General features: G+C 66.1%; 19 protein-coding genes. 5 read left to right on the top strand and 14 right to left on the bottom strand.

Annotated elements, in window-relative coordinates:
• Positions 1-54: 54 nt before the first annotated feature.
• A complete protein-coding gene (locus MK177_01130; GenBank protein ID MCH2425916.1) occupies positions 55-1,413 on the top strand; it encodes an NAD(P)/FAD-dependent oxidoreductase in 1,359 nt (452 codons plus the stop codon).
• Positions 1,414-1,498: 85 nt separating this feature from the next.
• On the opposite strand, the gene MK177_01135 is transcribed toward MK177_01130, so the two are convergent.
• The 6 genes from MK177_01135 to MK177_01160 all read right to left on the bottom strand — a co-directional run bounded on the left by MK177_01135 (position 1,499) and on the right by MK177_01160 (position 8,021).
• Positions 1,499-2,836 (bottom strand): FAD-binding oxidoreductase, encoded by a 1,338-nt coding sequence (locus tag MK177_01135; protein MCH2425917.1) that lies wholly within the window; start codon positions 2,834-2,836, stop codon positions 1,499-1,501.
• Positions 2,837-2,918: 82 nt separating this feature from the next.
• Positions 2,919-3,335, bottom strand: a complete 417-nt coding sequence (locus MK177_01140; GenBank protein ID MCH2425918.1) for a hypothetical protein — start codon at positions 3,333-3,335, stop codon at positions 2,919-2,921.
• An 11-nt stretch (positions 3,336-3,346) separates the two neighbouring features.
• Complete coding sequence (locus tag MK177_01145) at positions 3,347-4,780, bottom strand: FMN-binding glutamate synthase family protein (GenBank protein MCH2425919.1); 1,434 nt, start codon at positions 4,778-4,780, stop codon at positions 3,347-3,349.
• Positions 4,781-4,792: 12 nt separating this feature from the next.
• Positions 4,793-5,509 (bottom strand): hypothetical protein, encoded by a 717-nt coding sequence (locus MK177_01150; GenBank protein MCH2425920.1) that lies wholly within the window; start codon positions 5,507-5,509, stop codon positions 4,793-4,795.
• Between the two features lie 62 nt (positions 5,510-5,571).
• On the bottom strand, positions 5,572-6,501 hold the full coding sequence (locus MK177_01155; GenBank protein MCH2425921.1) for a class II glutamine amidotransferase: 930 nt from the start codon (positions 6,499-6,501) through the stop codon (positions 5,572-5,574).
• Positions 6,502-6,611: 110 nt separating this feature from the next.
• Positions 6,612-8,021: a glutamine synthetase family protein gene (locus tag MK177_01160; protein MCH2425922.1), complete on the bottom strand. Its 1,410-nt coding sequence runs from the start codon at positions 8,019-8,021 to the stop codon at positions 6,612-6,614.
• 261 nt (positions 8,022-8,282) lie between these two features.
• Between MK177_01160 and MK177_01165 the strand changes: the two genes are divergently transcribed.
• On the top strand, positions 8,283-10,628 hold the full coding sequence (locus MK177_01165; protein MCH2425923.1) for an aminomethyltransferase family protein: 2,346 nt from the start codon (positions 8,283-8,285) through the stop codon (positions 10,626-10,628).
• A 33-nt stretch (positions 10,629-10,661) separates the two neighbouring features.
• Here MK177_01165 and MK177_01170 read toward each other — a convergent pair whose 3' ends face one another.
• The 8 genes from MK177_01170 to MK177_01205 all read right to left on the bottom strand — a co-directional run bounded on the left by MK177_01170 (position 10,662) and on the right by MK177_01205 (position 15,641).
• The gene (locus MK177_01170) at positions 10,662-11,846 is read right to left on the bottom strand and encodes an FAD-binding oxidoreductase (protein ID MCH2425924.1); all 1,185 of its coding nucleotides are present in this window, start codon (positions 11,844-11,846) and stop codon (positions 10,662-10,664) included.
• A gap of 61 nt (positions 11,847-11,907) precedes the next feature.
• Complete coding sequence (locus MK177_01175) at positions 11,908-12,249, bottom strand: hypothetical protein (protein ID MCH2425925.1); 342 nt, start codon at positions 12,247-12,249, stop codon at positions 11,908-11,910.
• A gap of 33 nt (positions 12,250-12,282) precedes the next feature.
• Positions 12,283-12,426, bottom strand: coding sequence for a hypothetical protein (locus tag MK177_01180; protein ID MCH2425926.1), 144 nt, complete (start codon positions 12,424-12,426; stop codon positions 12,283-12,285).
• A gap of 1 nt (position 12,427) precedes the next feature.
• Positions 12,428-12,658, bottom strand: coding sequence for a hypothetical protein (locus MK177_01185; GenBank protein ID MCH2425927.1), 231 nt, complete (start codon positions 12,656-12,658; stop codon positions 12,428-12,430).
• A gap of 147 nt (positions 12,659-12,805) precedes the next feature.
• Complete coding sequence (locus MK177_01190; GenBank protein ID MCH2425928.1) at positions 12,806-14,176, bottom strand: hypothetical protein; 1,371 nt, start codon at positions 14,174-14,176, stop codon at positions 12,806-12,808.
• A 311-nt stretch (positions 14,177-14,487) separates the two neighbouring features.
• Positions 14,488-14,811 carry a hypothetical protein gene (locus tag MK177_01195; GenBank protein MCH2425929.1) on the bottom strand — a complete coding sequence of 108 codons (324 nt, stop codon included), beginning with the start codon at positions 14,809-14,811 and terminating at the stop codon, positions 14,488-14,490.
• Positions 14,808-15,020 (bottom strand): hypothetical protein, encoded by a 213-nt coding sequence (locus tag MK177_01200; protein ID MCH2425930.1) that lies wholly within the window; start codon positions 15,018-15,020, stop codon positions 14,808-14,810. The genes MK177_01195 and MK177_01200 overlap by 4 nt, the downstream gene beginning before the upstream one ends.
• A 9-nt stretch (positions 15,021-15,029) precedes the next feature.
• Positions 15,030-15,641: an XRE family transcriptional regulator gene (locus MK177_01205; protein ID MCH2425931.1), complete on the bottom strand. Its 612-nt coding sequence runs from the start codon at positions 15,639-15,641 to the stop codon at positions 15,030-15,032.
• Between the two features lie 258 nt (positions 15,642-15,899).
• On the opposite strand from MK177_01205, the gene MK177_01210 reads away from it, so the two are divergent.
• The 3 genes from MK177_01210 to MK177_01220 all read left to right on the top strand — a co-directional run bounded on the left by MK177_01210 (position 15,900) and on the right by MK177_01220 (position 18,800).
• Complete coding sequence (locus MK177_01210) at positions 15,900-17,195, top strand: FAD-binding oxidoreductase (protein MCH2425932.1); 1,296 nt, start codon at positions 15,900-15,902, stop codon at positions 17,193-17,195.
• Positions 17,196-17,257: 62 nt separating this feature from the next.
• Entirely contained in the window at positions 17,258-18,439 is a 1,182-nt protein-coding gene (locus tag MK177_01215) for a cytochrome P450 (GenBank protein MCH2425933.1), read from the top strand.
• A 109-nt stretch (positions 18,440-18,548) separates the two neighbouring features.
• A complete protein-coding gene (locus MK177_01220; protein MCH2425934.1) occupies positions 18,549-18,800 on the top strand; it encodes a DUF167 domain-containing protein in 252 nt (83 codons plus the stop codon).
• Positions 18,801-18,812 lie beyond the last annotated feature (12 nt).

Genomic DNA, 18,812 nt, shown 5'->3' on the forward strand with positions numbered 1-18,812 from the left:
GCTCCGCTTCGCCAGCCAACCCCGACCGACCAGCCGACCAACCGGAGCACCACAATGACCCGCGTCGCCATCATCGGAGCCGGACCCAGCGGCCTGGCCCAGTTGCGGGCCTTCGCCTCGGCGGCGACCGACGGTACCGAGGTCCCCGAACTCGTCTGCTACGAGAAGCAGGAGGACTGGGGCGGCCTGTGGAACTACACCTGGCGCACCGGGGTCGACGAGTACGGCGAGTCCGTCCACGGCTCGATGTACAGGTACCTGTGGTCAAACGGTCCGAAGGAGTGCCTGGAGTTCGCCGACTACGGCTTCGAGGAGCACTTCGGGAAGCCCATCGCCTCCTATCCCCCACGCGAGGTCCTCTGGGACTACATCAAGGGTCGCGTGGAGAAGAGCGACGTGAGGCAGTACATCAGGTTCCGGACCGTGGTCCGCGAGGTCTCCTACGACGAACCCACCGAGCTCTTCACCGTCACCAGCCACGACCTCGTGAACGGCCACACCTCGTCCGAGGAGTTCGACTTCGTGGTAGTGGCATCGGGCCACTTCTCGGTTCCGAACGTGCCGCACTACCCGGGCTTCGAGCGGTTCCTGGGCCGCATCCTCCACGCCCACGACTTCCGCGATGCCGTGGAATTCTCCGGCAAGGACATCCTCGTTGTGGGAGCTAGCTACTCGGCCGAGGACATCGGCTCCCAGTGCCACAAGTACGGCGCCGGACGCATCTACTGCACATCGCGTGCCGGCACGATGGGCTACGACTGGCCGGACAACTGGGAAGAGCTTCCGATCCTGACCCACGTGGACGGCAACACCGTCCACTTCGCCGACGGCCAGACCCGGGACGTACACGCCATCATCCTGTGCACCGGCTACCAGCACTTCTTCCCGTTCCTGCCCGACGAGTTGCGCCTTGAGACGAAGAACCGCCTCTGGGCGCCCGGGCTCTACAAGGGAGTGGTCTGGGAGCGGAACCCAAAGCTCTTCTACTTGGGAATGCAGGACCAGTACTACACGTTCAACATGTTCGACGCTCAGGCCTGGTGGGCCCGCGATGTGATGCTCGGACGCATCGAGTTGCCGTCGGCTGCCGAGATGGCGGCCGACAGCGCCGGCTGGCTCGAGCGCGAGGAGGCCCTGGAGACCGCCTACGAGGAGATCGACTTCCAGGGCGACTCCACGCAGGAGCTGGTTGACGCCACCGACTACCCCGACTTCAACATCGGTGAGGTCAACCGGATGTTCAAGCAGTGGAAGGCCGACAAGAACGCCGACATCATGAACTACCGCGACAAGGGCTTCCAGTCGACGCTCACCGGCACGATGGCACCCGTCCACCACACCCCGTGGATGGAGGCGATGGACGACTCCATGGCGACCTACCTGCTCGATGAGGCGCCGGAGGGCGGCGGCTGAGCGGACGGGACCCGGACGCGACGGTGGCCGGGCACGGGCCCGACCACCGGTCGACGTTCGATCGGCCCCGTAGGGCCGCTGCGGTCTAACTCCAGGGGTACGGCGAGTTGCTCACCGGGTGCAGCCGGCCCTCGGCGTAGCGGGAATAGCGGAACGGCTCTAGCAGTGCCTGGGTCTCGCCGACTAGTTCCTTTGCCACCAGGGCACCCACGCCGATCATCTTGAACCCGTGGTTCGAGTCTGCGACCACGTAGACGTTCTCGCGGAAGGTGTCGAACACTGGGAAGTTGTCGGGGGTGAAGGCCCCGATGCCACCCGATGGGGCGTGGCTCATCAGGCTGGCCTTACCCTCAAAACGCTCCTGGCAGTGAGACAGCGCAGCCGCCCACACCTGGCGGAAGTCCGTGCCGACCACGAAGTCGGGGCTGGCCGGACCGTACGGGTCGATCGCCACGTCACGCCAGGGGCGCTTCACCGGATACGGCATGTAGCCGCCCTGCACGCCGCCAAAGTTGAAGTCGGGCTTGTAGTAAACGCCCCACTTGCCATCGACGAGCAGGTTGTTGTCCTCGTCGTACAGCGGCACATCGGCGTCGACGTGAACGACTGGTGGCATGTTTCCCTCGTTGTTCATGAGGTAGCCGGGATCGACGTCCAGGGTGCCCTCCTGGAGGGCCCAAAACTCCCAGGTTGGGACCTCGAAGATCTCGCCTTCCAAGAGAATCTTGGTGGTCTCCGGCAGGTCCAGCATCTCCCACAGCTTGGGCACCCAGGGGCCCGCAGCCGCCACGACATGGTCGACCTGGATCAATCCCCTGTTGGTGACGACGTGGGAGACCGCTCCTCCGTTAAGGGCCAACTCGGTCACGAGGGTGTCGGTGACGACGTTGACTCCCTCGGCCTGGGCTTTGGCCAGGAGGCCATTGACGGTCGCCATGTTGTGCGCGTAGCCGCCCTTCTTCTCGTGGAGGACGCTGGTCACCCCGGTGCAGCGCCAGTCATCGAAGATGCCCTTCATGTAGTTGAAGGTCTCCTGTTCGCCTTCGACAAATACGGACTCGTAGCCGATGGCCGCCTGCTGCTCGGCGATCGTCGCTACATCGGCGCGCATCTCGTCGTAGGAGATCTGGAGGTAGCCGACCGGGTGGTACTCGAACGCCTCCGGATCTGACTCCCACACCTGGACCGAATGGGCCATGAGTTCACGCATGGCGGGTTGGAAGTAGTTGTTTCGGACCACGCCGCAGGCGATGCCGGAGGGCCCGGAACCGGCGTGGGACTTCTCGACGACGAGGATGTCGCTGCCGTCACCGCTGCCACGGGCCTTGAGTTCGCGTGCCAGGTGCCACGCGGTCGACAAGCCGTGGATTCCGGCGCCGATGATGCAGTACCGAACGGACTCGGGTACCTGCGATGCGTTCACTGACGAGGCTCCTCGTGGGGAACACCCCGCCAACCGCGTGGGCCGACGGGACAGATTGATGGGTCGGTGTGGCGCAAGTCGCTCAGTGGGCGGGAGGCTCCCAGCCCTCAAGGGTCGGCGGCCGCCAGTTGTCGCCCACCGACTTGGAGTCGGCGACCCAGGGGCCAAGTTCTACCTGATGGAACTTACAGTGCTTCTCCTTCAGCTGGATGCCATAGGAGTTGCCCGAGATGAGGTGCTTCATCAGCACCTTGCGTGCCAGCTCGTCCTCGCGACCCTCCGGGATGTCGAAGTAGATCTTGAGGAACGAGTTGGAGTACCGGTCGAACACGGCGGGCGTGCCGTCCTCCTCGAGCAGGTGGATGTCCTCCAGCCAGTTGAGGTCCCTGCCCGGCGTCAACTCCATCAGGTCGAGGTCCTCTACCAAAGAGATGTCCTCCTGGTACTCGAACCGGCGACCGGCGAGGGTCTCTGCGTCGATGGCGGTGGTGTGCTTCACAGCCATGGTCCTCAGCCCCCACTTCCGATGATCTGCTTGGCCATCAGGTCCTTCATCTCCTGCAACGCCCGCTCTTCGCTGACACCGGGGATGTAGGTGGTGCCGGCCAGCGGCACCTTGGCCATGGCGGATGCCTCGTGGGTGAGGGCAGCCAGGTCCTCCGGCTCGAGGCTGTGGATGTTGGTCTTTCCGCAGGCCCGGGCCAGCAACTGGACCTCCATGGTCAATGTGTGGAGGAAGTTGTAGACCCGCAGAGCCGCCTCGTCGACATCGAGTCGCGCCCGCAGTTCCACGTCCTGTGTGGCGATGCCCACCGGGCAGCGACCGGTGTGGCAGTGGTAGCACTCGCCGGCCGGCACGCCGATGGTGCCCTCGTAGTCGGTCACACCATCGATGTGCTTGTTGCAGTTCAGCGCCATCAGCGCCGAGGTGCCCAGAGCCACTGCCTTGGCGCCCAGGGCCAGGCACTTGGCCACGTCACCACCGTTGCGGATGCCACCGGCCACCACGAGGTCGACCTCGTCGACCAGGCCCACGTCCTCCAGGGCCCGTCGGGCCTCAGGGATGGCGGCCATCAACGGAATGCCGGTCTCCTCGGTGGCGAGGTGCGGACCGGCGCCGGTGCCACCCTCCGCCCCGTCCAGGTAGATGGTGTCCGGACCACACTTGGCAGCCATACGCACGTCGTCGTACACCCGGGCCGAACCCAACTTGAGCTGGATCGGGATCTGGTAGCTGGTGGCCTCCCGTATCTCCTGGATCTTCAGCGACAGGTCGTCTGGACCGATCCAGTCCGGGTGACGCGCAGGCGACCTCTGGTCGATCCCCGCGGGCAGCGAGCGCATCTCGGCCACCTGCTCGGTGACCTTCTGGCCCATGAGGTGCCCTCCCAGGCCGACCTTGCAACCCTGTCCGATGAAGAACTCAACGGCGTCGGCCAACATGAGGTGGTGCGGATTGAAGCCGTAACGGCTCTGGATCACCTGGTAGAACCACTTGGTCGAGAGGTCCCGCTCGGGCGGAATCATGCCACCCTCGCCGGAACAGGTCGCCGTACCGGCCATCGAGGCTCCCTTGGCCAGGGCCATCTTCGCCTCGAGCGACAGGGCGCCGAAGCTCATGCCGGTGATATAGACGGGGATGTCCAACTCCAAGGGGTTGTTGGCGAAGCGACCGCCGAGGACGGTCTTGGTCTCGCACTTCTCCCGATAGCCCTCGATCACAAACCGGGTGAGCGTTCCGGGCAGGAACACCAACTCGTCCCAGTGCGGGATCTTCTTGAAGATGGAGAACCCACGCATCCGATAGCGGCCCAACTCGGCCTTCACGTGGATGTCGTTGATGACCTCCGGCGTGAAGATCTTGCTCTTGCCGAGTACGTCGGTGGCGGCGTTGGTGTCGACCTTCGGGGTGTCCACTCCCTTGATGTCGTTCGCTTCTGGCATCGTCTACTCCTCCTAAAGCACGAGCTTGCGCTCAGAGGGCTCCAGCGCGTCGTAGTTGTGGAGCACCTTGCCGCACTCGAACTTCTGCACGTCCGGTGGGGTGCCGAGGTCGTAGATATCGAACTTACGATTGATGAACTCGTGGTCGTCGTCGGTCATCTCGGCAGGCACACAGTCCACGCCGAGCGAGGCGATCTTTCCGCCGACGTAGATCGCGCCGTCATACATCGAGTCGCCCAGGCCGTCGTTGGCGTCACCACAGATGATCTGGCGGCCACGCTGCATCATGAAGCCGGTGTTGATGCCGGCGCTACCCAGGGTGATGATCGTGCCACCCTTCTGGTCGATGCCGGTCCGAGCACCCACGTTGCCCTTGATTACCAGGTCCCCACCGCGTAGGGCGGCACCAGTCAGCGAGCCCGCCGGACCGTCGACCACGATGGATCCGGACATCATGTTCTCCGCCAGTGACCAACCGACCCGGCCGTTGATCTGGACCTCCGGCCCGTCGATCAGGCCACAGGCGTACCAGCCTGGGCTGCCCTCGAAGGTCAACCTGCAGCGCTTCAGGATTCCAACGCCCAGGGAGTGCTTGGACCCCGGGTTGACGATGGTGACCTCGTTCACGCCCTCGTCGTAGACGATGCGCTTGAGTTCCAGGTTGATCTTGCGGGTGGTGAGGTCGGTGGCGTCTATGACCGCTCGGTCACCGTCGATCTCCGCCGTCATGGGCGGTTCAGGATCTGGTTCTACGAGACCCCGGGCGTCGTAGACGACGCCGCTCTTGGTGCTCAGACCTGCCACGTCAACACCTCCCGCTCGAACGGATCCCTGGTCTCCACCTCGGTTCCGACGAGTGCCCGGATGGCTATCTCCTCGGAGGCCATCGCCACCAGGTTGTCGGACTCCATGAGCACCAGCGGCTTGGCCGCCATCTCGTCCTTGGCGATGCCCAACTCGCTGCCGGTGGCAACCAGGTAGGTGAAGACGCCGTCGAAATCGTCGAGGCTGTGCTTCATGGCCGTCTCGAGCGGCAGGCCGTCCTCGAGCTGCTGGGCCAGGTAGACGGCGATGATCTCCGAATCGCACTCGGACTGGAACCGGTGGCCCATCCGCTCGAGGCGGCGACGCCATTGGTGGTAGTTGGTGAGCTGGCCGTTATGCACAACCGCCACGTCGGCGAACGGGTACGCCCAGTAAGGGTGGGCGCTGGCCAGGTCCACGTCGGACTCGGTTGCCATGCGCACGTGCCCGATCCCGTGCGTACCCGACATGTTCGCCAGCCCGTACTGCTCGTGCACCGTGTTGGCGTCGCCCAGGTCCTTGACTATCTCGAGGGAGTTGCCCAACGACAGCACCTTGCAGCCGTCGATGTCCTCCAGGTAGTCGGCGAGAGGCTTGAGGTCGCCGCCGTAACGGATGGTGGCCCGGAATGCGTATCCGGTCTCGTTGTGAATGGTCGCCAGGTCGGCACCCACCTTGGCAAGGCGGGCCTCGACCTCGGCCCGGTTGCGTTCCAGCCTCTCATCCATGCCGAAGCCGCCGTACTCGTTGGGCTCGGCCAACATGAACCGCACGACGACCAGGTCGTCCGGTTGTCCGTACATGGCGTAGCCGGTGGAGTCCGGGCCACGGTGCTTCATGGAATTGAGCATCGCCGTGAGCTCGTCGCCGATGTCGGCGGCCCCGTCACGATGGATGATGCCGGCAATGCCGCACATGTCGTATCTCCTGGTCTCTACGTCTTTCAGGTCTCTGGGGCTCCAGGTTCGTCACCGGAGGTTGGCAACCGGGCCTTCAGGCCCCGGGGCGTGGCCCTGGGAACCGCGCCCTACGGGAGGATGTCTAGGTACTCCTCGACGTCCCAGTCGGTAACCGTGGCCATGAAGCGCTCCCACTCGTCGCGCTTGTAGTGCTCGAAGACCCTGTACATGTCGCCGGGGAGGGCGCTCTTGACGACCTCGTCCTTGTCGAGGGCGATGAGTGCCTCGCCGAGCGACATCGGGATCTTCTTGACGTCCTTGCCCTGGTCCATGGCCTCGTAGATGTTGCGCTCCTCGGGCGGTCCCGGGTCCAGGTCGTTGTCCAGGCCGTCCTCCATGGACTTGATGAGTGCGGCCATTGTCAGGTACGGGTTGACCGCCGAGTCCACCGAGCGGTACTCGAAGCGCCCCGGCGCACTGATGCGCAGGGCGGTGGTGCGGTTCTGGAAGCCCCAGTCGGCGAACACCGGAGCCCAGAAGCCGGTGTCCCAGAGGCGCCGGTAGGAGTTGACGGTCGGTGAACCCAGGCAGGTCAACGCATCCAGGTGCTTCATGATCCCGCCGATGGCCTTCATGCCGATCGCGCCGGGGATCTGCGGGTCGTCGCCCTCGGGCATGAACTTGTTCTCGCCACCCTCGTCGGGCTCGCCGGTCCAGAGGGAGATGTTGTGGTGGCAGCCGTTGGCCGACACGCCCATGAACGGCTTGGGCATGAAGCACGGGAAGGCGCCCAACTCCCGGCCCACCTGCTTGCAGATCTGGCGGTAGGTGGTGAGCCTGTCGGCCGTCAGCTCGGCACGGTCGAAGTTGAAGTTCAGCTCGAGTTGGCCCGGAGCGTCCTCGTGATCGCCCTGGATCATGTCCAGGCCCATGGCCTCGCCGTACTCCACCACCCGGTGGATGAGCGGCTGCAGCTCTGCGAACTGGTCGATGTGGTAGCAGTTCGGCTTGGTGAGGCCCTCCACGGTGGGCTTGCCGTTCTCGTCGGCCTTGAGCCACATCATCTCGGGCTCGGTGCCAGCACGCAGGTGGAGGCCGGTCTTCTCCTCAAAGGCCTTGTGGATGCGCTGCAGGTTGCCGCGACAGTCCGACGTGAGGAACGCGCCACCGTCGACCTCCTCCTCACGCCCCCGGAACAGGGTGCAGAAGACGCGGGCGGTCTTGGGGTCCCAGGGAAGCTTGCAGAAGGTCTCGACCTCGGCCACGCCGACCAGCTCGCGTGACTCGGCGCCGTAGCCGATGTAGTGGCCGTGACGGTCGACGAACAGGTTGGCCGTGGAGCCGTAGACCAGCTGGAAGCCCTTGTTGGCGATGGTCCCGAAGTGCTTTGCCGGGATTCCCTTGCCCATGATGCGTCCGGTGACAGACACGAACTGGCAGTAGAGGTACTGGATTCCCTCGGCCTCGATCTGCTTCTGGACCTCGGCGACCTGTTCGGCCCGTCCCTCTGCCTCTATGAAGGCCTGGACATCAGTCATTTTCTTCTCCCCCTCACGCCCACTGGACGCGTTGCCCGTGACGGCGCTTGTAACTGTGGTGTCCGGCGTCACTATTTCCCAGACCCGCGTACCATACCAATCAACTACACGCACTACCAGTGAAATCTTCCGTCATAGGAAACTCTCTCTACACACACGGGTGATTGTGCGCGGTTACTCTGGTCAACGATCTGCTCCGACGCGGCTACCTGAGGCGCTGTGGAACCGACCGGCCCTACTACGGGCAACAGGGGGACGACTATGACGATCACTGAAGCCGGAAGCCCCCGCCTGCTGCTGCCTGGCATGGCCAACTTCCAGCCGGGCGTGGAGCGGTACCGGGTGAACGGCGGGGCCGTAACCGCTGTGCTCCTCGGAGCCGGTGACCGCCTCGAGGTCATCGACCCCGAGGGCTGCCAGCCGGTCGAGGTGGCGGCCTTCGACCGCGACGGCCGGTCCGACCCTGGGCTCCTGGGCGAACCGTCGGGTGCCCCGGCCACCGGCATCGCCGCGATCCTGGCAGCCGACCAGCACGACGCACGCCGGGTCGCCGATGCCCTGGCAGACAAGGGCATCGACCTCGGCGCAGCGACCGCCGTCCACCTGTTCGCCCCTGACTCGCCGGCCGACGAAACGGCATGGCTGACCGCGTCGGCCGACGTGGTCTGCGTCATCGGCGTGACCGGCGGCGACATGTCCCCCGAGGACCAGAACACCCCCACCGACATCGTCGCCTTCATCCACCGGACCGCGCCTCCGGCCCCCGGCCTCGAGATTCTCCCCACCCCGCTGGCCGACCAGAACCAAGACGTCCGCATCCGGGCCGCCACGGCACGGGCCTACGAGGTGAAGGCCGGCGAGTTCATCCAGGTCATCGACGTGGAGGGCAGGGAATGCTCTGACTTCCAGTGCTTCGACGCCGCCCGGCTGGATGGCGGCGTGGAGGCGGCGCTGGACGCAACCATCACCCGCAGCCTCATGGGTGCCAGCTACCCGATGCCCGGCCTCTATTCCAAGTACTTCACGCACGATTTCCAGCCGATGGTGGAGATCATCCACGACACCGTGGGCCGCCACGACACCTTCAACACGGCCTGCAACGCCAAGTACTACGAGGACATGGGCTACCCGGGTCACATCAACTGCAGCGACAACTTCAATGCCGTCCTGGCCCCCTACAGCATCGCCCCCCGCCGCGGTTGGGGAGCCATCAACTTCTTCTACAACACCAACCTGGACGACGCGAACCAGCTGTTCTTCGAGGAGCCGTGGTCTCGTCCCGGCGACTACGTCCTACTCGAGGCGCTGACTGACCTGGTCTGCGTATCGTCGGCCTGCCCGTGCGACATCGACGCCGCCAACGGCTGGCAACCCACCGACATCCATGTCCGCGTCTACCCGGCGACCAACACCTTCAAGAAAGCGACGGCCTTTCGTATGTCTACCGATGCCGACCCCGAGTTGACCAAGGAGACCGGCTTCCACTCCCGGACCTCCGCGCTGACCCGGAACTTCACCGAGTACAACGGCTACTGGCTGGCCAACAGCTACACCAACCACGGACCGATAGAGGAGTACTGGGCCACCCGGGAGAAGGCCGGGATCATCGACCTCTCGCCACTGCGCAAGTTCGAGGTCGTCGGCCCGGACGCCGAGCTGCTGCTCCAGACCTGCGTGACGCGCAACATCCGGAAGCTGGCCGTCTGGCAGGTCGTCTACACGGCCATGTGCTACGACACCGGCGGCATGATCGACGATGGGACGGTGTTCCGCCTCGGTCCCGACAACTTCCGGTGGATCGGCGGCTCGGACGCCAGCGGCCTGTGGCTGCGCAAGCAGGCGAAGGAACTCGGCCTCCACGCCTGGGTTCGGGACTCCACCGACCAGCTCCACAACGTGCAGGTCCAGGGACCTCTCAGCCGGGAGATCCTCTCCGAGGTCGTCTGGACTCGACCCGACCAGTCCACCGTCGAGGAGCTGGGCTGGTTCCGGTTCTCGGTGGGTCGGATCGGCCACGCCGACGGAATACCGATCGTCCTGTCGCGCACCGGCTACACCGGTGAGCTGGGTTTCGAGGTGTTCTGCCACCCGAAGATGGCCCCCGAGGTGTGGGACGCCATCTGGGAGGCCGGCGAGCCGAAGGGCCTCTTGCCGCTCGGCTTCGAGGCGCTGGACATGCTGCGCGTCGAAGCCGGTCTCATCTACTCCGGCGCCGAATTCTGCGACCAGACCAACCCGTTCGAGGCAGGCATCGGCTTCACCGTGCCGCTCAAGACCAAGGAGGACGACTTCATCGGTCGCGATGCCCTGGTCCGGGGCAAGGAACACCCGCAGCGCATGCTGGTCGGCCTGGACCTCGTCGGCGACGACCTCGTCGGCACAGGTGACCCGGTCATGGTGGGTCGACAGCAGGTGGGCACCATCACCAGCGGATCCCGATCGCCGATCCTGGGCAAGAACATCGCCCTGTGCCGGATGGCCGTGGAGCACGCTGAGATCGGCACCGACGTGGAGGTCGGGAAGATGGACGGCCACCAGAAGCGCCTCCCGGCCACCGTGGTGCGGTTCCCGCACTACGACCCGGACAAGGAGCGGGTGAAGAGCTAGTCCACAGGACTGGCCCATGGGACTCAAGGGGACTCAACGGGCAGACGCCGCCCGGAACAGGCCCCGGTCGACCTCTGTTGGCCACGGTTGGTCGAGCAGCATCCCTGCAGCCAACTCGCCGAGGGCCGGTGCGCACTTGGCGGCGTAGCCGTTGCCCCCGATGCAACACGCGATCCGCCCGGCACCGGCGTCGACCCAGTCGATGGCCGGGTGGCCGCTGGGCGTGTAGGTGGTGACGCACGAGCCCGTCCACCGGGCGAGGTCGGCGAGGTCGGGTATCAGGCCCGCCAGGATCCCTTCCAGCCGGTCGGCTACTACAGGATCACCATCGGTCCGGAACCACGCGGTTAGCCGATCGGACGCCACCCGTACGTGGTTGTCCTGCGGAGTGCCGATCTTGAACACCGTCCTGCCCTGCGGGTCGACCACCGGCGGTGTCAGGTAGAGGTCGTCGAGCGGATCCGGGAACTTGGCGATGATGCTGGGCATCCCGGACAGCCGGTCTGCCTCGTCATCGGGGAGCTCGACGTACAGCTGGGTGTGGAGGGCGTACTCGAGGTCCAACCCGGCAACCGGCGTGTCACCGTGGCCCGAGAAGGCACCTGTGGCCAGCAGTACCCGGTCGGCGGTCACCGTTCCCAGGTCGGTCCCGACCTCGACGGCGTGGCCCGATCCGACGACGGACCCGACGAGGGCGTCGACCACCGTCGCCCCGGCGTCGGCGGCGGCCAGCACCTCGGCCCGGACGTGGGCCCGTGGGTCCACGTAGCCGGCGGGCGATGGCTCGTACAGGGTGTCGAGGCCTTCCGGTAGGGACAGGTAGGGCATGGACCCGACGGTGTCGGTCGCGCTCCGACGGAGGCACCCCAGGTCGAACCGCTCGTCGGCGACGACCAGCAGGTCGATGCCCGCAGCGTCCTCGACCCACAGGTGGCCCGTCCCGACGGTGCACCGGATGCCGGTGCGGACGGCCAGCGCTTCGAACTGGGGCACCGACCGGTGGGCCAGCCAGGCCCTGACCGGGTCGGGGTCGATCGTCCGGCTAACCCGGGCGATGTCGTGGTGGCTGGCGAAGACGCCGGTGTGGGTGCGATGGTCCGTCGGCTCGCGCTGGCCGATCAGGACCACGTCGCAGCCCGCGTCAGCCAGGTGCCTGGCCGTGGAACTACCGAGCATGCCGCCACCTACGACGGCTACGTCATACCGGTGATTATCCATCAGGTAGCGATGCCCCGTCTGGTGTCGCCGGAAAACCGGTGACGCCCGGAGATGAGGACGATCAGTCGTCGCCGGGCGGCCTGACCTCGGCGAACATGTTCCAGATGAGGAAGACGACGGCCACGGTCGCAGCCAGGGCGCCGGTGAGGAGCCCGAGGCTCCAGATGACCTCGTCGCTGGCGAACCACTCCCGCCACAGTACGGCGGCCGAGAAGCCGGCGGCGAACCACGCCAGGCGGTTGCCGAAGCGGATCATCACGATCGTCACCACGGCCATGAGGACGACAAACTGCCCCTCGCCCACCTGGATTCCCCGCAGCGTGCGTCCGTCGTCGACGGTCCAGGGCAGTAGCGACGAGAAAACGATGACGGCGGCGGCGACCTCCGAAACTCGGAGGCGCACCGCCGCCGTCATCTGACTACTACTCGACGGGGATCAGCAGCAGGTACCGCCACCACCGACGACGTTGACCGCGATGATGACGAACACGATGCAGAGGACTGACGCGATCAGCATCCCACGCTCATAACTCTTCTTATGGGTGTGGATCTCCTGAAACTCGATCTGCTTGCCGGCCATCTCACTCACCTCCCATCGGTGCAGTCGGTGCAGCATCCCGGGCGGCCAGACGAGCGGCCGCGTGGTTGAGGTTCTTGTCCTCGTTCCTGACCAGGTGGACCATGCTCAACAGGAACAACGCGATGCCCAGGCCCGTGAGCAGGAAAATGATGTTCTCGTTGTCGGCAAATGTGTAGATGGCACTGTTCGCTTCAAGCGCCTCCGCCCAGTCGGCGTAGGGAAAGCTATCCATGTCTTTTCACACTCCTTTTCAAACTGAACTGTCGATGTCGTTTACTTCTGCCTCACGCAGGGCCTTGGACTTGCGCGTCGCCCAGATGCCCGCTGCCAAAACGACGGCGTACATCAGCGCGATGGCCCCGATGAGTTCCAGCATCGATCAGCCTCGGATGACCTGGCTGGCGGCATGGCGGAGTACCGGTGCTGCCGGCACCTCTGTGCCGTCGGCTTCCACGATGACCTCGTCGTTGGCGGCGAAGTCCGGGTAGAAGTCGGTACCGAACTCGGCGAGGTCGAGACCCTCGAGCTCCACCTCGAGCGGCACCCGCAGGAGGTTCGCCTTCTTCAGCAGCCACGAGATGATGTAGCCGGAGAGGAAGGCCAACGCGATGAAGGTGGCTATGCCGACCAGCTGTCCCAGGATGGTGACCCGGACGTTGCCCGAGAACCCACCGGTGGGATAGCCGCTGGCAAAGATGCCCATGAACAGCACGCCCAGCATCCCGGTCCAGCCGTGGACGGCGACCGCACCGACCGCATCGTCGACCCGCATCTTCGTGTCCTGCCAGTTGCCGACCCACACGGCGAACGCCGCGCCGGCGAACGCCAGCAGATAGGTCAGCGACGGGGCGTAGACGTCCGCACCTGACGACACGGCGATGACGCCGGCGAGGCCTCCGGACAGCGTCCAGAACGGATCGCCCTTGGAGCAGATGTATCCGCTCATGAAGCCAGCCGCGAAGGCGATGGTGATCGTGTAGGTGATGGCACCCAACGTGGTCGGGTTGTAGTAGATGGTGTTCCAGCCCGGAGCCTCACCCGGCAACACCGCCAGGCACGCCGCATAGAAGGCGTAGAAGGCGGTGAAGATGATCATGAGGCCCATGAGGGTCATGTGGAGGTTGTGGGGCTTGAAGGCCCGTGCCCCTCCCGAGTCGTCGTACTTGCCGACCCGTGGACCCAGGTTGAACAGCACGCCTAGGGCGAAGAGCCCGGCGATGCCGTGCACCACACCGGAGGCGGCGAAGTCGTGGAAGCCGAAGTGGACGACCAGCCAGCCGTGCCAACTCCAACCCCAGGCGGCGGCGATGATCCACACGAACGCACCTAGGAACACGGTGAGTACCAGGTACGCCGAGACGCGGACGCGCTCGATGATGGCACCCGACATGATCGAGCCGGTAGTCCATGAGAACAGCAGGAACGCTGCCCAGAAGACGGCCATGACGTGGTCGCCGATGTTGGGACCCATCAACTCGCCCCATGGGTTGCCCCAGGTGCACTCCGGGCCGTGGATTGCGTCGCCGATCGTCGGGATGAACCCCTCCGACATGCAGAAGTACGTCCACCAACCCGCGTAGTAGAAGGCCGGCGTGACCACGGCGATGGTCATAATGTTCTTGATCGCCGTCGACATGACGTTCTTGCGGCGGCTGACGCCGGCTTCGTAGGACATGAAGCCCACATGGAGGAACCACATGAAGACCACGGTGACGAAGTAGTAATTCTCAATGAAAATGTCATCGCCCATCATCGTGCCAACACCTCCTCACCGAGACTCGTAACGGACATACGCATGCTGATGTCTCCCCCTTGGCTGGACAAATCGAGTCTGTGTCCCGGATACCCATCTTGGAACCGCCGGACACCCCGATCGGTATTGTTACGAAAGTCACATTAACAGCACCGGATCACCCACGCTAGGAAATCTTTCTCCCACTAGGAAACCCCCCGGTAGGCGTGAGAACTCCCTCCGGAGGACGAAGACTCCCTCTCCGCCAGGCCAAGGCACCCTCCGGTGGTCTCGATCGCAACCTCCGACCCGGCCAGGTCGGACGTCGATCAGGGCTTGTGGTGGACAGCGAGCACCACGCCGGTGTCGGCATGGATCTCGACGGCGCTCCGGCGCTCGAACCCGCCGTCCTCGCCCTCGGCCTCGATCCAGAAGGTGACAGCCCAGACCGCCGTCGGCGGGAAGCCCTTACGACCAAACTCGGCGTTGGTGTGCTGCGGGACGAAGTCGATCTGCTCCCGGGCGATCCGGACCGCCTCGTCCCCTGCGATGCCGGTCCCTCCCAGGCACCCTCCGAGGTAGCTGACGACCAGAACCACAGCCAGGACCACGAGCACCCGGGCCGCCATCGACCACTGTCGGATCGGGGTCACCGGTCGCGCCGTTCGCTTGAGGCGACCCAGGCACGCAACGCCAGATAGCCCAGCACATGTGTCATGCCCACCACCGAGATCCACCAGAAGGTGAGCCGACGGTCGAAGTCCTGCTGCCGGGCCTCCCACCAGGTGAGGCCCAACACGGCAAGCAGCAGCAGGAAGAACACCCCGCTCTGATGGGCCCCCATGAGCCAGAGGATTCCCACGTCATCAACCTATTCCGGCACCGGGAAGACCTTGACCGACATGAACCTGACCGGGAGGTCGACGAGTTCGACTGGTCCGTGGGCCACCTCGCCGTGGATCTGGATCGTGTCTCCGGGCTCCAGCCTGTAGCTGTTGGGTCCGTAGCCGTACTCCATGACGCCCTCGAGGAGGTGGAGGAACTCCACGCCCTCATGCTGGAACAGCGGAAAGACGTCGTCCCTGGATTCCAGGGTGACCATCATCGGCTCGATGATCCGGGTCTTGCCCCGTAGCGAGCCCAGGTCCTCGTAGACGTGACCGGGGCGGCTGCCCTCGTGGAGGATCTCCATGCGTTCGTCGGCCCTCACGATCACGACGTCGTGCTCCTCGTCCAGCCCACGGAAGAAGGCCGTGATTGGAACCCTGGCGGCGTGGGCCAGGCGGGTCAGCGTGGACAGGCTTGGCGATGTCTGGCCGTGCTCGATCTTGGACACCATGCCGAGGGAGATCTCGGCGACCTCGGCGAACTGCGCCATGGTCAACCCCAGGGCCCGTCGTGCGTCGCGGACACGTTCGCCCACCACCCGACAGACGTCATCCGAAGAGAAGACGAGTCCGGCTAAGTCGTCCGTCCTGGTCACCTGTCGTGTCCTCTCTGCTCCTGCACCGCTGCCCGGGTACCTATCTCCCCTGGGTACCTGCTCTCCCCTGGGTACCTGCCCTCCCTGAGGAGGATTGGGCATCCGGAACCGGCCACCTGCCGGTTCGTCTTCTCCCGGCATGGTACCGAGGTGCCGCCACGGTAGTGGTCACGCCCCTCCGGGTGAAAGCGCGATCCGGCCCCACACCCGCCGCCTCAAGCCGGCGTGTGCAGTAGGGACACTCCTAGGCTGCGGTCCGTGCCGGACGTGGTGGTGGTCGGAGCAGGGGTCATGGGGGCATCGATAGCCCTGGAGATGCAGCGGTCGGGCCGCACCGCGGTGGTGGTGGACAAGGGCTCGGCGGTGGGCGGTGGCTCGACGAGCTCCAGTTCGGCCGTTGTCAGGTACAACTTCTCCACGCTCGCCGGGGTGACCGCAGCCTGGGAGTCGGCACACCGCTGGTGGGCCTGGGCCGACCACCTGGGCATGCCCGGCCACACCGGTCCCCTGGCCGCCTTCCGCCGCTGCCCGATGCTCTTCCTCGAACCACCGGGGTTCGACAGGGACCGGATGGTCGGCCTCCTGGCCGAGGTCGGCGTCGGGCACGAGGTACTCGATTCGGGGGCCCTGGCCGAACGGTTCCCGGGGCTCGATACCCGGGCGTTCTTCCCGCCACGCCGACCGGACGACGAGAGGTTCTTCGACGAACCCGGCGACCGCCTCAGCAGCGTGCTCACCACCGACTCGGGCTTCGTGGACGATCCCCAGTTGGCAGCCACAAACCTGATGGACGCAGCCCGACACCACGGAGCCGTGGTCCGCCTCCGGACCCGGGTGGTCGGGATGGCTACGGCCGGCGGACGCGTGGCTGGCGTGCGCCTGGCCGACGGGTCGATTCTCAGCGCCCCGGTGGTGGTCAACGCTGCCGGACCATGGAGCTCGGAGGTGAACAGGCTGGCCGGCGTCACCGACGAGATGGCGGTATCCACCCGCGCTCTGCGCCAGGAGGTCCACGTGGTCCGGGGCCCCGACGGGTTCGGCCTCGACGACGGCGGGGTCATGGTGGCCGACCTGGACCTCGGCTACTACGCCCGCCCCCAACCGGGCGGCACGCTGCTGGTAGGTGGCGTCGAGCCGGACTGCGATCCGCTCGAGTGGGTGGACGACCCGGACGACGTGGCCCCCACACCCACCGTGGCCTGCTTCGAGGCGCAGGTGTGGCGGCTGGCCCGCCGCCTTCCCGGCCTGGCCGTACCCCACAGGCCGACCGGCCTGGCCGGGGCCTACGACGTGACGCCGGACTGGCTGCCTATCTACGACCGGACCTCGCTGGAGGGCTACTACGTTGCCATCGGGACATCGGGCAACCAGTTCAAGAACGCGCCCCTGGTCGGCCAGGCCATGCGTGACCTGGTCGACGCCTGCGAGGCCGGCCACGACCACGACGATGATCCCGTGACGACCGACTGCCACCACATTGGCCGGACGCTGGACCTCGGAGCGTTCTCCCGCCTACGTACCGGGGTGGCCACCAGCGGCACCGTCCTGGGTTGACCAGGCGACACCGTCCCAGGTCGACGCAGCGGTCCAGCCTGCGGGTCTGCAAGGCTCGACCCATGGACGTCGTCGACCGCAGCACCGGATTCCCGGTCGGAGCCTCGGTGACCCTCGACGACCTGACGGGCTACGTCCACCCCCACCTGGCCCGGCTCCGGGCCAACGAGCCCGTGTCGTGGCTGCCATCCCTGGACGGCTGGTTGGTGACAGGGCGGGACGCCGCCCTGTCCGTCCTCAGGGACGCCGACACCTTCACCGTGGACGACCCACGGTTCTCCACGGCCCGGGTAGTGGGGCCCTCCATGCTGTCCACCGACGGCGACGAGCACGCGCGCCACCGGATGCCGTTCGCACCTCCCTTCAGGCAGGCCGCGGTCCGGGACGGATTCAAGGCCTGGACCGCCGGCGAGGCACGACGACTCGTCACCACGGTGGTCGACGACAGCCGAGCCGACCTACGAGCAGTTCTGGCCGGACCACTGGCGGTGTCGGTAATCACCCGGGCCCTGGGACTGGTCGGGACCGACCCTGCTCGGGTGCTGGCGTGGTACAGGGCCATCGTCGCCGGCGTCGAGGGTGTGAACGCCGGCCGTGATGTCGGCCGGGGCACCCGTCTGGCGGTGGCCGACCTTCGCAGGGCCGTGGACAGGACGGTTGGGGAATCGGCCGGCTCGCTGCTGGCCGAGGTGGCCTACGAGGGCTCGCTCACCCCCGACGAGGTCTTCTCGAACACCGCCGTGCTCATGTTCGGGGCCATCGAGACATCAGAGGGGATGACGGCGAACGCCCTCGCCCACCTGATCGGCGATCCGTCCCAGCTGGCCGCGGTCGCCTACGACCGGAACCTCGTACCCGACGCCGTGGAGGAGTCGCTCCGGATGGAGCCGGCGGCCACCCTGGTGGACCGCTACGCCACCCGTGAAGTCGACCTGCTGGAAGCGCGGATCGGTGTCGGTGACCTGGTGACGGTGTCCCTGGCCGGCGCCAACCGGGATCCGGTCGTGTTCGATGATCCCGACCGGTTCGACGTGAGGCGCCCGAACCTCCACCTGCAGCTGGCCTTCGTAAAGGGCCCGCACGTGTGCCTGGGCCTGCACCTGGCCAGGCTCCAGACGATCGCCGCAGTCGATGCCGTCCTGGACCTCCTGCCCGGCGTCAGGCTGGATGACGGCTTCGAACCGGCCCGGGGGCTGGTGTTCCGGAAGCCGGCGGCGGTGCCCGTCACCTGGGACCCCGTCTGAAGGCGGACATGCACGCCGGACCGGGACCCCGCATGGAGGCAACGACCTCGGCGGGCCGAAAGCCGGCGTGATGGGAACATCGGGCGTTGACTCGGGCGATAGGTCATGCGTGCTGGAGGTTCGGGTCACTCCGAATGCCCGAAGGAACGACGTCCGCTACGAGGACGGGACCATCCGCATCCGGGTGGGTGCAGCACCCGAGGACGGCAGGGCCACCGAGGCGGCACGCCGATCCCTGGCGAAGGCACTGGGCCTCCGCCGACCAGCGGTCACGCTGGAGGCCGGGGCGACCTCGCGCACCAAGCGCGTCGGTGTGGCGGGCCTCAACGAGGTGACCGCCCGACAGCGGCTGGCCGGCTGACCGGTCAGGGAC

Source organism: Acidimicrobiales bacterium, from assembly GCA_022452145.1.
In the GTDB taxonomy this organism is placed as follows: Bacteria; Actinomycetota; Acidimicrobiia; order Acidimicrobiales; family MedAcidi-G1; genus UBA9410.